We start from the raw sequence: 13,504 nt of genomic DNA, 5'->3' as shown, positions 1-13,504 counted from the left end.
CGAGAGGACCGGGTTGGACTGGCCGCTGGTGTATCTGTTGTTCTACCAAGAGCATAGCAGAGTAGCCAAGCCGGGAAGGGATAAACGCTGAAGGCATCTAAGCGTGAAGCCCCCCTCAAGATGAGATATCCCATAACGTCAAGTTAGTAAGACCCCTTGAAGACGACAAGGTAGATAGGACAGAGGTGGAAGTGCAGTAATGTATGGAGCTGACTGTTACTAATAGGTCGAGGGCATAACCAAACGGAATAGGTAATAGGATGGATTGAATAGTATTTAACTCTTTGTGTGAAGTTTTGAAGGTATATTACATATCTTCTGTATTTACAAGATGGCCCGGTGGCTCAGTTGGTTAGAGCGCCGCCCTGTCACGGCGGAGGTCGAGAGTTCGAGTCTCTTCCGGGTCGCTTCTTTTAAATATTACTGTGGGATCTTAGCTCAGCTGGGAGAGCACCTGCCTTACAAGCAGGGGGTCACAGGTTCGAGCCCTGTAGGTCCCATTTACACAAAACATTCTTAGTACATTGCGTATTCAGAATGAAGTGTAAAGTATAGTGCTGATTTATCAGCTGCATATGATTCTTTTGAATGAATGCAAAAAATAATCTGGATGGGTTCCCGAGTGGCCAAAGGGGGCAGACTGTAAATCTGTTGGCAACGCCTTCGAAGGTTCGAATCCTTCTCCATCCACTTAGATGTTGAACAATCTTTATTCATCATCTACCGGCCTAAACGGCTAAACACAACAACTTGCCGTTGTGGCTCAGTTGGTAGAGCAGCTGATTTGTAATCAGCAGGTCATCGGTTCGAGTCCGATCAACGGCTTTATCTTCCAAGAAGATAAGAATAATAATATAACGCGGGATGGAGCAGTCTGGAAGCTCGTCGGGCTCATAACCCGAAGGTCGTAGGTTCAAATCCTACTCCCGCAATTTGCGTGTTACAGTTAGTAGTGTATGTGAAGCATTTGAGTGTACACGAGCATTTAAGACGCTTATGCCCAGATAGCTCAGTTGGTAGAGCAGAGGACTGAAAATCCTCGTGTCGCTGGTTCGATTCCGGCTCTGGGCATTTTCTATTTCATTTATTATTTAACTGCATATTATGGAGCATTAGCTCAGGTGGTAGAGCACTTGACTTTTAATCAAGTTGTCCGGGGTTCGAATCCCCGATGCTTCACTGAAAAAAAGAAAATTCATTATTGTATGGGTTTTCTTTTTTGCTATAACAGGTCGAAAATCCAGGTAGAAAAAAGGATAAAAAAAGGACAGGAAAAACAATAAAAAAGGAAATTTTGACTTGACGAGGTTTGGAAAATTTGATATAATGCTATTGTTGCGTAGCGATTTAGCGATATTGAATGGCGTCATAGCCAAGTGGTAAGGCATGGGTCTGCAACACCCTGATCGGCAGTTCAAATCTGCCTGACGCCTTGTGAAAGTACTCAGAATCTTCTGAGTGCTTTTTTTATATAACAGGAAATTCTTTTACTTTTTACTATGTAAAGACTTCCGAGATGTGCACTGTGTGCAAGACGAAAATGGTCACTGCGTTACTTCATCAAACAATTATCCAAATTCAACACTTAGGTTGGAAATTACAGAAGAATGGTTTATAATATAGAAAACTGAAATGAGGTGTCGTATGGATTCAATTTATGATTGCTATACATTAAATAACGGAATGCAGATCCCTTGTGTTGGATTTGGAACATATAAAGCCATGGATACAGACAGTGTGGAGGTCACAAAATGCGCGATTGAAGCCGGATACCGGTACTTCGATACGGCTTCGTTGTATGGGACGGAGGAAGATCTGGGAAAGGCCATCAAGGAAAGCGGGATTCCACGGGAGGAGTTCTTCATTGTGTCGAAGTTATGGACGGATGAGATGGGATATGAGGGGGCTAAGGCAGCATATGAGAGGTCTCTGAAACGTTTGCAGCTGGGTTATCTTGACCTATATCTGATTCACTGGCCACGACCGAGTGCAGAATACGCAGACTGGAAGAAACTGGATGTGGAGACCTGGAAGGCTTTGGAGGATTTGTACAAGGAGAAGAAGGTGAGAGGAATCGGACTGAGCAATTTCCTTCCACACCACATTGACAATATTCTGGAGCACTGCACTGTGAAGCCGCTGGTCGACCAATTGGAGCTGCATCCGGGGTATGCGCAGGAGACGGCGCTTGCTTATTTGAAAGAACATGACATACAGCCACAGGCGTGGAGTCCGTTGGGACGCGGCGGAAGAAGTGAATTGATGCAGAATCCTTTTATAATGGAACTTGCAGGGAAATACGAGGTGTCGCCGGCACAGATCTGTTTGAGATTTCTGCTGCAGAGGGGAATCATTCCGCTGCCGAAGTCAGGGAATCCAGAGAGAATGAGACAGAACCAGGACATTTTCTCGTTCGAGATCACGCGAGAAGACATGTACAGACTGGAGACGATGCCTCAGACTGGCTGGCTGGGTGAACATCCAGACTTTAAGATTCCGGATAAGAAGGTGCAGTGAGGAACAGAACGAAAAATAGATGAGTAAAGAGAAAACGGATGTAAAGGCAGGGAACAGAAAAAGAGCATGGAGTAAAAGAGAAAGGAAGGGCACTATGAGTGAATTGTTGGATAAGTGTAAGGCGTACGGGGCAGATGTGACAGGAGCCATGGAGCGGTTTATGGATGATGAAGAATTGTATGAGATGTGTCTGGAGCAGTTTGCAGATGATCCGGGATTTGCAGGACTGGAAAAGGCGGTTGGTGAGAAGCAGTACAAGGAGGCGTTTGAACATGCACATGCGCTGAAAGGTGTTGCCGGAAATCTTGGACTGACACCGTTGTTTGAGGCGGTCTGCGAGCTCGTGGAGCCGTTGAGAGCGGAGGATTATTCCAATATTGATGCGGAATATGCCAGGATAGAGGAAGAGCGTGAGCGGCTGAACAAACTGATTGGCAGATAGTGCAGAGTGTGGAGCGAATAGTATAGGAATAGAGCTTATAGTGCACAGAACAAAGAAAGTGCAGAACAGGATGCCATAACAGAGAGTCGTGACAGGAAGTCATAAAAGAAAGGAATAACTTATGGACGTGAGACAGGTTAGAAACCGCATGCTGGCAGAGCGGGTCATCAGAGGGCTGGAATCCCGTAACATGGAAGGTTATTATGCTGAGACGAAGGAGGATGCACTGCAGGAGGCCCTGAAGCTGATCCCGGAGGGAAGTCAGATTAGTTGGGGCGGAACGTATTCGGTGGAGGAAATCGGACTTCTGAAGACAGTGTACGAGGGAAACTTCGAGGTGATCGACCGGGAGACGGCGCCGAATGATGAAGAGAGGCGGAGCCGGATGCTGCAGGCATATGACTGTGATTACTATCTGGGAAGTACCAATGCAATCACTGAGGACGGTGTTCTGGTCAACATTGATGGAAACGCAAACAGAGTATCGGCCTACGCATACGGACCAAAGCATCTGCTGCTCGTTGTGGGAATCAACAAAGTGGTGAAGGATGAGGATGATGCGCTGTCACGGGCAAGAAATCTTGCAGCACCGGTCAATGCACAGCGATTTGAAGTCAATACACCATGTAAAACGACGGGGTGCTGCGCTGACTGCAAGAGTGGGGACTGCATTTGCTGCCAGATTCTGACAACTAGATTTTCACGGCAAAAAGGCAGAATTAAAGTGATTTTGGTTGGGGAAGCATTAGGGTTTTAGGTATGGCGCGAAGAGAAAAAAAAGAGAAGAAAAAATCAAATATCGTTTTGAACGTGATTCTGGTCATTGCACTTCTGGTTTTTGCGTTTTCATTGTTTAAGATCATTACTATGATGTTTCCGTATTATTCAGGAAGCAAGGAATACGACAAGGTAAAGGACCTGGCAAAGGATACTGGAGATGGTGAGGCGGGAGAACCGGACGCATTTCAGGTTAATTTCGACGAGCTGCTGGCAATTAATCCGGATACGGTTGCATGGATCCGATTTGATGAACCGTCTGTGATCAGCTATCCGGTTGTGCAGGGGGCGGATAACAATGAATATCTTAGCAGAACATTTCAGGCAAATGACAACCTGCTGGGAGCGATTTTCATGAATTATGGAAATCACAGCGACTTCAGCGACAAGGACACATTGATTTACGGGCATAATCTGAACTGGGGTGGTGAGATGTTTTCACAGCTGCCCGAGACGTATAAGGATGAGGCGTTCTGTAATGCGCACCCGTATTTTTACATTTACACGCCCGACGGAAAGGTGCGGACATATCAGGTGTTTGCGGCTGCGGTGGTGAACCAGGTGTCGGAGCAATATATTATGTCGTACAAAGATGACGCGGAATATCAGGCACACATTGATCTGATTAAGAGTCAGTCTATTTATCAGGTGGATGTGAATGTGGATAAATCGTCTCAGATCGTCAGCCTGTCAACTTGCACGAATGTTGTCCAGAGTGACCGTTTTCTGATGCATGGGGTGCTGATTGAGACGCGGGATGTGAAAAAGTAAGAGCAGATGTGAAACAGCAGTCAATAGAGAAACTGCGGAGCAGTGAGGAACTGAGAGGCTGTGGACAGTCGGAAAAGAAATAAAAAAGTGTCGAAACGCAGAGGTGAAATATGACAGACAGGTTTAATGTTGGTGATGTGATCAAGATGAAGAAGAAGCATCCCTGCGGAAGTTCGGAGTGGGAGATTTTGCGCGTCGGCGCAGACTTCCGTCTCAAGTGTATGGGATGTGGGCACCAGATTATGGTATCGAGGAAACTGGTGGAGAAGAATACGAAGGAAATCCGGAAGAAAGATTGAGCGGAGGAATTAGGGACAGGGCAGAGGGCAATTGGGGACGTAGCAAAGTGTCACTTTGCTACGTCCCCAATTGCCCTCTGCCCTGTCCCTAATTCTTTCATTAAAAATTTTCCGGGAAAATGCTTGTAATTCGCGGGAAAACATGATATTATGATTACTCGTGATGTATTCGCTGAATATTTTCAGCAATCATTAATTTTCCTTGTTCCCGACATGATCGGGGGCCAGAGACCATAAGGAGGTGCCAAGACATGAACAAATACGAATTAGCAGTTGTTGTCAACGCAAAAATCGAAGACGACGCTAGAGCAGAAGTTATCGAAAAGGTAAAAGAATTAGTTACCCGTTTCGGTGGCAACGTGACTGACGTTGATGAATGGGGTAAGAAGAGATTAGCTTACGAAATTCAGAAGATGAAAGAAGGATTCTACTATTTCATCCACTTCGAATCTGATTCTACTGTTCCGGCGGAAGTTGAACAACGTATCCGCATTATGGACAATGTTCTCAGATATTTATGCGTGAGACAGGAAGCATAGAAAAGAGGATCATATGAATAAAGTAGTATTGATGGGTAGATTAACAAGAGACCCGGAAGTAAGATATTCACAAGGTGAGAATGCATTAGCAATCGCAAGATATACATTAGCTGTAGACCGTAGATTCAAGCGTGATGGCGAAGCAACCGCTGATTTTATCAACTGTGTTGTATTCGGAAAGAGCGCAGAGTTTACTGAAAAGTATTTCCGTCAGGGAATGCGTGTCACAATCTGTGGCCGTATCCAGACAGGCAGCTACACAAACAAAGATGGTATCAAGGTGTACACAACAGAAGTTGTTGTAGAAGAGCAGGAATTTGCTGAGAGCAAAGCGGCGAGCGATGCAAACCGTTCAAGCTTCCAGACAAGTGCTCCGAGCCCGGCACCAAGCGCAGATGCAGGAGACGGATTCATGAACATTCCGGATGGAATTGACGAAGAACTTCCGTTTAACTAAATCCAGAGCACTTAGTAAGATTTTTAGAACTTAGTGCGAGGACTGTTCTTTGGAACTTGACGAGATTTTTTTGAGTTTAGTTTTGGAGAACCACCGTATGAATTGTCGAACTTCCATCAAATAATAATGGAGGTAAAAAATAATGGCTTACGAAAAAAGATCTGATTCAGGATTTAAGAGAAGAGGCCCAGCGCGCAGAAGAAAGAAAGTATGCGTATTCTGTGGTAAAGAAAATAATGAAATCGATTACAAAGATGTAGTAAAATTAAGAAAATACATCTCTGAAAGAGGAAAAATTCTTCCTAGAAGAATCACAGGAAACTGTGCAAAGCACCAGAGAGCTCTTACAGTAGCAATCAAGAGAGCACGTCACATCGCTCTGATGCCATACGTTCAGGACTAATTGAAAAAGTATTTAGAACCGTCATTACGCGAGTAACGGCGGTTCTTTTTTTTAGGGGAGGTGCGCCATGGACGCATCTCCTGTGAATGCGGGCTCCGAACATGACCGGAGAGTGAAAAATACTGTGCGCCGCGCGGCGGTGTGGAGGAAATTCTGCAATTATTGCAAATGAAAGGTTGTATGTGACACCACTGGGATAAGAAGTGGTGTATACTACATTTAGACAATTTATATACGGAAGAATTGTCACTCATACATAGATACTGAAGAGGAGAAAAGAGAGATGAATGTAATTAAAAAATGGAATGAAGTATCATTGATCAAAAGGATACTGGGGGGAATGATCATTGGTGCAATCCTGGGGCTGCTGATTCCAAAGGTAGTTGCGATCGGGATACTTGGTGATTTGTTCGTGGGTGCATTGAAGGCTGTTGCACCGATTCTTGTATTTGTTCTTGTAATTAATTCGCTGGCGCAGGCGAAGAAAGGGTCGGGAGGCAACATGAAAAATGTCCTGGTTCTTTATGCGCTGGGGACATTGGGGTCCGCGCTGATCGCGGTGGTCGCTAACTTTATTTTTCCGGTCAGCATCGTGCTGACATCGGGCGAGGTAGATACGAGTGCGGCGCCGAGCGGAGTAGTGGAAGTGCTGAAGACACTTCTGCTCAACGCGGTGGACAATCCGGTGCATGCGCTGGGCAATGCGAACTACATCGGGATTCTGGTGTGGGCGTGTATATTCGGAATCGCCCTGAAGCAGGGGTCGGCAGAGACGAAGAGCGTGCTTGACAGTCTGTCGGCGGCGGTGTCCATGGCAGTGCGAGGCGTGATTTCCTGTGCCCCGTTTGGTATCATGGGCCTGGTGTTTACGACCGTTTCTGAAAATGGAATGAGCGTGTTTGCGACCTACGGCAGCCTGATCGCACTTCTGGTTGGCAGTATGCTGGTGGTGGCGTTGATATTTAACCCGTTGGTGGTATTCATTTGCCTCAGACAAAACCCGTATCCGCTGGTATTCAAATGTCTGAAGGAGAGTGCGCTGACCGCATTTTTCACGCGTAGTTCTGCGGCGAACATTCCGGTAAATTTAGAGCTCTGCGAGTCGCTCGGTCTGAATGAGGATAATTATTCTGTATCCATTCCGCTGGGAGCGACGATCAACATGGCGGGGGCAGCAGTCGTGATCACGACCATGACGCTCTCTACTACACATGCGCTGGGGATCGCGGTGGACTTTCCGATGGCGATCGTACTGTGCGTTCTGGCAGCAGTTTCGGCGGCCGGGACATCGGGTGTGGCAGGTGGAAGTCTGATGCTGATTCCGCTGGCATGCAGTCTGTTTGGCATCAACAATGACATTGCAACACAGGTGGTTGCGGTTGGATTTATCATCAGCTTTATCCAGGATTCCTGTGAGACGGCGCTGAACTCTTCAACAGATGCGCTGTTTACGGCGACCGCGGAGTTCAGATTATGGAAAAAAGAAGGCAGGGAGATTGTGATCAACCACAAAAAATAAGGGGAGCGATCAGACGATGAATATATTTAACATTATTGGTCCGGTGATGATTGGACCGTCCAGCTCGCATACCGCGGGAGCAGCCAGAATTGGCAGAGTTGCGTATAAGCTGCTGGATGATGTGCCGGTCAAAGCCGAGATTGGCTTGTGCGGGAGCTTTGCGGAGACTTATAAAGGCCATGGAACGGACAAAGCGCTGCTGGCGGGGATTATGAATATGCGGACAGATGATAAGCGAATCTGTGCCGCCAGAGAAATTGCCGAATCCAGCGGACTGGAATATCGTTTTTACACCACGCAGATGAAGGGGGCACATCCGAACACGGCAATCATCCATCTCTGGGGAGCGTCGGGGAAGGAGTGCAGCCTGCAGGGCGCGTCGGTCGGCGGGGGAAACATTGAGATCCGCTCGGTCAACGGGATGACGGTGGAGTTCAATGCGGAGTCCAATACCCTGCTGGTGCTTCACAAGGATGTGAAGGGAACCATTGCACAGGTGACGGAGAAGGTAGCTGCGATGGGGATGAACATTGGCGATTTCCGGTCCAGCCGTCCAGTGAAGGGCCGGGATGCACTGATGACTATCGAGATCGATGAGTCGATGCACTCAGGAGAGGTGGAGAGTCTGCGGAGTCTGCCGAATGTGATCAATGTGGTTCTGGTCAAGGCATTGTCTTAGTTGTTAGCCTCGTCGGCATTTTCGTCGGAATCTTCGGGAAGCTGGGGAGACTCACACATTTGGTGGACCTGCTCCGGCGGATTTACAGAGAGGAAAAAACATGGAATTTGAATCGATAAAAGATCTGAGGGAGACCGCAGAGAACGAAAAACTTACAATTGCAGAGCTGACACTTCGGGAGCAGGCCGCGCAGATCGAATGTACGGAGGAGGAAGTGTATCGTGAGATGCTCCAGAGACTCCACGTGATGCAGGATGCTATCCGGAGCGGTCAGGTGGAAGGAAGCCGGTCCATCAGCGGGATTACGGGCGGTGACGGGATCCGCATGAGTCAGTACGCTGGGACAGAGGGACTGATGGGACATTTCTTTAACCATGCCCTCTCCAATGCTATTTCGGTGGCGGAGTACAATGCGACCATGGGCAAGATCGTGGCCAGTCCCACTGCGGGGAGTTGTGGAATCCTGCCGGGGACGGTGATTGCCATGATGGAGGAGAAAAAGCTTCCGGAGGAGGCGGCGGTTATGGGGCTGTTCACTGCGGGAGCGATCGGTCTGGTCATTGCAAAGAATGCTTCTCTCGCAGGGGCGGAAGGCGGATGCCAGGCAGAGTGCGGCAGCGCGGCAGCCATGGCGGCAGCGGCGCTGGTCGAGATGGCTGGGGGAAGTCCGCGGATGGCGGCCAATGCCTGTGCCATGGCAATCAAAAATCAGCTGGGACTGGTGTGTGATCCGGTAGCCGGGCTGGTGGAGGTTCCGTGCGTCAAACGGAATGCAGGCGGAGTGGCGATCGCATTTACGGCGGCGGAGATGGCACTGGCGGGAATCGAGAGCGTGATTCCGGTGGATGAAGTGATTGATGCCATGCAGCAGGTGGGGGATTCCCTGCCCTGTGCACTCCGGGAAACCGGACAGGGCGGTCTGGCAGCGACGCCGACCGGCGTGCAGATTCGGAAAGATGTGTTCGGGGAGTCTCAAAAAGGGACAGAGTAAAATGGCAATTGGGGACGTAGCAAAGTTGCAACTTTGCTACGTCCCCAATTGCTATTTTACTCTGTCCCTTTTGAGGTTTCGACAAGTTTTAATAACTGAGAAGCTTTTCGGCCCGACAACTGCAGTTTTTCGGTCAAGAGCTGCAGAAATTCTCTGCGCAATGAAGCAGAATGGAGCATCGGTGCGGCTGCCACGGATGGATTAGAGCACAGCCCCTTATCAGAGAGAAAGGTGCAAAGTAGTTGTGTGATACACGCCAATTGCTGCGCTTCGATTTCCTCAGAAGTATCCTCAAAAATATTCAGATCCTTTTTTTGGTGAAAACGTAAAAAAGATTGTCTGGAATCAAAGCGGCTGTGGAGCATGTGCATGGCTTTGGAATGGAGCAGATGTGAGGAAGAAAGGGAATTTTTCATGTATTCAGCTGCGCTGCTGAAGAGATAATCCGGAAAAGAATCAGATGGGATAAGCCCGGCCTTGACGGGATTCATATGAATATAGCGAAAGCAGCTCCAGAAATAGCTCTCGGTCTCGATACATTCACTCTTAAAACGTCCCTGAAATACATAGCCCGTGTGATTGCCCTTGTAATTATAATAGCGGGCAAACCCGCCGGTCACCTTCTGCATGTAGCAGGAGAGTTCCTTTAAAGGGGCACGGATCAGAAGATGCATGTGGTTATCCATAATGCAGTATGCATAGATTTCGACCGGATTGGACTCCATATACAAATGCAGGAGATGAAGCATTTCCCATTTGGATGGAAGAGTCTGGAAAATAAAATTCTTGTCGATTCCGCGGATGATTACATGATACATGTCGGTACTGCTGGTTTTTCTCGGTGTTCTTGGCATAGATTTCCTCCTTAAAGATATGATAATATTAGATAATAGATAAAAAGAAATGTGAAAAAGATATATTTAATGCTAACACATGTGTTAAAATAAAACCAGTAGAAAAATAAAAAAACAGGGACAGGTCAAAAGTGCAATTGGGGACGTAGCAAAGTTGCAACTTTGCTACGTCCCCAATTGCACATTAACCTGTCCCGAATGGACAATGGAAGGAAGTAACATGGAAGACAAAAAATTTGCAGTATTAATTGATACAGATAATATCTCCGGAAAATATGTATCCGCGATTCTCGACGAGATGACAAAGTACGGAATCTCGACATACAAGAGAGGTTATGGTGACTGGACAAGTCCGCACGCCAACAAGTGGCGGATTGCTCTGTTGGAAAATTCGATTACCCCGATGCAGCAGTTCAGTAACACAACGGGAAAAAATGCGACGGACTCGGCGCTGATCATTGATGCGATGGACATTCTGTATACAAAAAATGTAGACGGTTTCTGTATCGTATCCAGCGATGGCGATTTTACGAGGCTGGCCAGCCGGCTGAGGGAGTCGGGGATGATGGTGATCGGCATGGGCGAGGAGAAGACCCCGCCGGCATTCAAGAAGGCGTGTTCGGTGTTCACGGTTCTGGAGAATCTGGTTGACAGCGAGGAGCCGGTGGAGGAGAAGCTCTCTGCGCCGGACGAAGTGGACAGTACGGAGAAGAAGACCTCACAGAATATCAATAAGAAAGCAATCGAGAGCACAATTGAGAGCATTATCACAGAAAATGAAAACAACGGACGTGAGACAGGGCTCGGCGAGATCGGGAGCCGCCTGGTCAATAAATATCCTGATTTTGATGTGCGAAATTATGGCTACAGTCTGCTGTCAAAGTTTTTGGAGGAGATGTCCGCATTCGACGTTCGCAAGCAGGACAGCACGATTATGGTTGAACTGAAGGAGAGCAAGATTTCCCGGGAGTGCATCGTGGACTTTATCGGCAAGGAGCTGAAGCGGAAAAAGGATATCGGAATCAATGAGCTGAGCAATGAAGTTCATGAGAAGTACACCGATTTCAGACCGAAGGATTTCGGATACTCCCAATTCTCAAAATTTGTGCAGGGAATCAAGGGCGTAGAGGTATACGAGGACGGCAACAAGCGAAAGAGAGCGCGCTATAAAGCGTAGAGCCGGAAAGTAACAAAGAAGGTGTAAATATATGAGTTTTGGATTTCAACAGAGAATAGAAGCCGAGATGGAGAATGTCAACAGCGCATGGGATGAGGCGTTCTACGAGTCCATCCGCGATATCGCGGAGCATCCGGTGGTTCTGCGCATGAAGCTCTATCCGCATCACGGCAATAGCTCCTGCTACGATCACTGCCTGAATGTGGCATATTATAATTACCAGGTCTGCAGAAAGTTCAATCTGGACGCGGTATCCGCAGCCAGAGGCGGAATGCTCCACGATCTTTTCTTGTACGACTGGCATACACACACGGCGAAAACCGGAGACCATTTTCATGGGCTGACACATCCGAAAGCGGCGCTGAAAAATGCAGCAAAGTTTTTTAAACTGAACAGAATAGAGAAAGACGTGATCAAAAACCACATGTGGCCGGTCACGGTGCTGAGTATTCCGCGTACCAAAGAAGGATGGGTTACCACATTTGTTGACAAATATTGTGGGGCTTTTGAGACGAGCCGGCGCAGATAGCAGGAGAGCTTGTCCACACACGTCGCCAAAGGTCGAACGGTTTATGGACAGGCCTGACAATGGTTGATAAAATTAGCAGTTTTTCCATGGTACACTTGCCAAAAATATAAATGAGGTGAGAGTATATGGAAAGACAACTTCCTAAAAACGTACGACAGATCGGAAATGTCAGTGACAGTCCGAAGATATACATTGAAGATTATGTGGACACATTCCTGAACCAGTTATGTGAGAAGACGGGCCAGAACCCGCAGGGCGCGTTCCTGATCGGGGAACAGCAGTCGGAGGGCGGACTGGATTATATCTTTATCTACGGAGCCATCCGTATGCACGCGGTGAAGCGGGCAGAAACATCCTTTGAGATTGATGAGGAGACCTGGAAGAACGCGTACGAGGACTGCAAGCAGTATTTTGAGGATGGTGAGATGCTGGGGTGGTACATTACCGTGCCCGGCGGTCCCGTTACCATGAATCCGGAGATTGAGAAAATGCATCGGAAAGCATTTCCGAAGAAGAACAGTGTCCTGATCCTGGAGGAGCCGGCGGAGCGCGAAGAGGCACTTTACGTCAATAAATATAATGATCTGATGGAGATCGGCGGGCATTATGTCTATTATGAGAAAAATCCCTGTATGCAGAATTATATGATTTCCGCCCGTAAAAAGAATGGCGTTACGCCCAGTGAAACTGTTGAGGACCGAGCTGCGAAGGATTTTAGAAGCTTAGTCAGAACCAGGGGAGAGCGTCAGGGGCAGAAAAGGGGATCGCGTGCCATGTATGCGGCAAGCGCGATTCTTGTGCTGATCGTGGTGATCATGGGGATTACGACCATTAACAATTTTGATAAGATGAAGACCGTGCAGCACTCGCTGGAGAGTATCACGTCCTCGGTGTCCGCAGGTTCAGATCAGACGGAGAGTAAGAAAATAGATGAAGGACAGGCCGACAAAACGCAGACAGATGCGGACAAGGCCCTGGAAAATGCAGACGCAGTTCAGGCGGGGGCGGATATGACCAACAAAGAATCCGAGACCGTGAATCCAGAGAGCGGCGCGGCAGATGCCGCAGAGGTGGATGCGCAGGAGACGATGGGCGGTATCGCGGCGGACAGTACGGCTCAGCAGGCCCAGAGCGCGGCGGGCACGGACGGCGGAAATACCGCGGATACTGCAGGAAGTACGGCAAACTCGGACGGTACCGTATCGGGAACTGGGGTATACGTGGTGGAGAGCGGCGATACGCTGGCCATCATCAGCCAGAAATCCTACGGGGATGTGTCCCATGTGGATGCCATCTGCAGGATGAACGGGCTGACCAACGGCAATTTGATTTACGTTGGACAGAAGCTGCTGCTGCCTTAATAGATGAAATTAATAGATGAAATTAGTGGATGAACTTAATAGATGCAGGATGTTTTGACCTCGGCACCACATTATGATATACTGTCAGAAATGAGCCGGGCGCCGCAGAAATCTGGGGTATACAGCAGATCGGTGGCGAACATCAGGGCTCACGAGCCGGATGCATCTACATTTAGCAGATAATACAGT

General features: G+C 48.0%; 16 protein-coding genes, 8 tRNA genes and 1 rRNA gene. 24 read left to right on the top strand and 1 reads right to left on the bottom strand.

The window, feature by feature from the left end:
* The 20 genes from BUB85_RS10185 to sdaAA form a co-directional block, all read left to right on the top strand.
* Window positions 1-243, top strand: a 23S ribosomal RNA gene (locus tag BUB85_RS10185); the annotation flags it as partial.
* Window positions 244-333: 90 nt separating this feature from the next.
* A tRNA-Asp gene (locus BUB85_RS10180) sits at window positions 334-407 on the top strand.
* Between the two features lie 20 nt (window positions 408-427).
* Window positions 428-500, top strand: a tRNA-Val gene (locus tag BUB85_RS10175).
* Between the two features lie 108 nt (window positions 501-608).
* Window positions 609-690, top strand: a tRNA-Tyr gene (locus BUB85_RS10170).
* Window positions 691-752: 62 nt separating this feature from the next.
* Window positions 753-825 (top strand) — tRNA-Thr (locus tag BUB85_RS10165).
* A 33-nt stretch (window positions 826-858) separates the two neighbouring features.
* Window positions 859-932, top strand: a tRNA-Met gene (locus BUB85_RS10160).
* Window positions 933-998: 66 nt separating this feature from the next.
* Window positions 999-1,071 (top strand) — tRNA-Phe (locus BUB85_RS10155).
* Between the two features lie 35 nt (window positions 1,072-1,106).
* Window positions 1,107-1,179 (top strand) — tRNA-Lys (locus BUB85_RS10150).
* Between the two features lie 183 nt (window positions 1,180-1,362).
* Window positions 1,363-1,433: transfer RNA gene (locus BUB85_RS10145), tRNA-Cys, on the top strand.
* A gap of 211 nt (window positions 1,434-1,644) precedes the next feature.
* Complete coding sequence (locus tag BUB85_RS10140; RefSeq protein WP_073109561.1) at window positions 1,645-2,517, top strand: aldo/keto reductase; 873 nt, start codon at window positions 1,645-1,647, stop codon at window positions 2,515-2,517.
* A gap of 94 nt (window positions 2,518-2,611) precedes the next feature.
* Window positions 2,612-2,959 (top strand): Hpt domain-containing protein, encoded by a 348-nt coding sequence (locus BUB85_RS10135; protein ID WP_073109581.1) that lies wholly within the window; start codon window positions 2,612-2,614, stop codon window positions 2,957-2,959.
* Window positions 2,960-3,080: 121 nt separating this feature from the next.
* A complete protein-coding gene (locus tag BUB85_RS10130; protein ID WP_073109558.1) occupies window positions 3,081-3,716 on the top strand; it encodes a lactate utilization protein in 636 nt (211 codons plus the stop codon).
* 2 nt (window positions 3,717-3,718) lie between these two features.
* Window positions 3,719-4,507: a class B sortase gene (srtB, locus tag BUB85_RS10125; protein WP_073109555.1), complete on the top strand. Its 789-nt coding sequence runs from the start codon at window positions 3,719-3,721 to the stop codon at window positions 4,505-4,507.
* A 110-nt stretch (window positions 4,508-4,617) separates the two neighbouring features.
* Window positions 4,618-4,806 (top strand): DUF951 domain-containing protein, encoded by a 189-nt coding sequence (locus tag BUB85_RS10120; protein WP_073109552.1) that lies wholly within the window; start codon window positions 4,618-4,620, stop codon window positions 4,804-4,806.
* Between the two features lie 251 nt (window positions 4,807-5,057).
* On the top strand, window positions 5,058-5,345 hold the full coding sequence (gene rpsF / locus BUB85_RS10115) for a 30S ribosomal protein S6 (protein ID WP_073109547.1): 288 nt from the start codon (window positions 5,058-5,060) through the stop codon (window positions 5,343-5,345).
* Window positions 5,346-5,358: 13 nt separating this feature from the next.
* The gene (locus tag BUB85_RS10110; protein ID WP_073109543.1) at window positions 5,359-5,802 is read left to right on the top strand and encodes a single-stranded DNA-binding protein; all 444 of its coding nucleotides are present in this window, start codon (window positions 5,359-5,361) and stop codon (window positions 5,800-5,802) included.
* Window positions 5,803-5,944: 142 nt separating this feature from the next.
* Window positions 5,945-6,205 (top strand): 30S ribosomal protein S18, encoded by a 261-nt coding sequence (gene rpsR, locus BUB85_RS10105; protein WP_073109540.1) that lies wholly within the window; start codon window positions 5,945-5,947, stop codon window positions 6,203-6,205.
* Window positions 6,206-6,488: 283 nt separating this feature from the next.
* Window positions 6,489-7,724, top strand: coding sequence for a serine/threonine transporter SstT (gene sstT, locus BUB85_RS10100; protein WP_073109537.1), 1,236 nt, complete (start codon window positions 6,489-6,491; stop codon window positions 7,722-7,724).
* Window positions 7,725-7,740: 16 nt separating this feature from the next.
* Window positions 7,741-8,403, top strand: coding sequence for an L-serine ammonia-lyase, iron-sulfur-dependent subunit beta (sdaAB, locus tag BUB85_RS10095; RefSeq protein WP_073109534.1), 663 nt, complete (start codon window positions 7,741-7,743; stop codon window positions 8,401-8,403).
* A gap of 100 nt (window positions 8,404-8,503) precedes the next feature.
* Window positions 8,504-9,394 carry an L-serine ammonia-lyase, iron-sulfur-dependent, subunit alpha gene (gene sdaAA / locus BUB85_RS10090; RefSeq protein ID WP_073109531.1) on the top strand — a complete coding sequence of 297 codons (891 nt, stop codon included), beginning with the start codon at window positions 8,504-8,506 and terminating at the stop codon, window positions 9,392-9,394.
* A gap of 56 nt (window positions 9,395-9,450) precedes the next feature.
* Here the strand turns inward: sdaAA and BUB85_RS10085 are convergent, their stop codons facing one another.
* Window positions 9,451-10,248 (bottom strand): transposase, encoded by a 798-nt coding sequence (locus tag BUB85_RS10085; RefSeq protein WP_073109527.1) that lies wholly within the window; start codon window positions 10,246-10,248, stop codon window positions 9,451-9,453.
* Between the two features lie 220 nt (window positions 10,249-10,468).
* Here BUB85_RS10085 and BUB85_RS10080 point away from each other — a divergent pair, with 220 nt between their 5' ends.
* The 4 genes from BUB85_RS10080 to BUB85_RS21480 all read left to right on the top strand — a co-directional run bounded on the left by BUB85_RS10080 (window position 10,469) and on the right by BUB85_RS21480 (window position 13,498).
* Window positions 10,469-11,425, top strand: coding sequence for an NYN domain-containing protein (locus BUB85_RS10080; RefSeq protein WP_073109524.1), 957 nt, complete (start codon window positions 10,469-10,471; stop codon window positions 11,423-11,425).
* Between the two features lie 67 nt (window positions 11,426-11,492).
* Window positions 11,493-11,954 carry an HD domain-containing protein gene (locus tag BUB85_RS10075; protein WP_073109578.1) on the top strand — a complete coding sequence of 154 codons (462 nt, stop codon included), beginning with the start codon at window positions 11,493-11,495 and terminating at the stop codon, window positions 11,952-11,954.
* A gap of 125 nt (window positions 11,955-12,079) precedes the next feature.
* Window positions 12,080-13,315 carry a LysM peptidoglycan-binding domain-containing protein gene (locus BUB85_RS10070; RefSeq protein ID WP_073109522.1) on the top strand — a complete coding sequence of 412 codons (1,236 nt, stop codon included), beginning with the start codon at window positions 12,080-12,082 and terminating at the stop codon, window positions 13,313-13,315.
* A 42-nt stretch (window positions 13,316-13,357) separates the two neighbouring features.
* Window positions 13,358-13,498: a hypothetical protein gene (locus BUB85_RS21480; protein ID WP_159434638.1), complete on the top strand. Its 141-nt coding sequence runs from the start codon at window positions 13,358-13,360 to the stop codon at window positions 13,496-13,498.
* Window positions 13,499-13,504 lie beyond the last annotated feature (6 nt).

The organism is Hespellia stercorisuis DSM 15480 (assembly GCF_900142165.1).
In the GTDB taxonomy this organism is placed as follows: Bacteria; Bacillota; Clostridia; order Lachnospirales; family Lachnospiraceae; genus Hespellia; species Hespellia stercorisuis.
The sequence above is the reverse complement of the archived record's forward strand: the minus strand, read 5'-3'. Positions and strand labels throughout refer to the sequence as shown.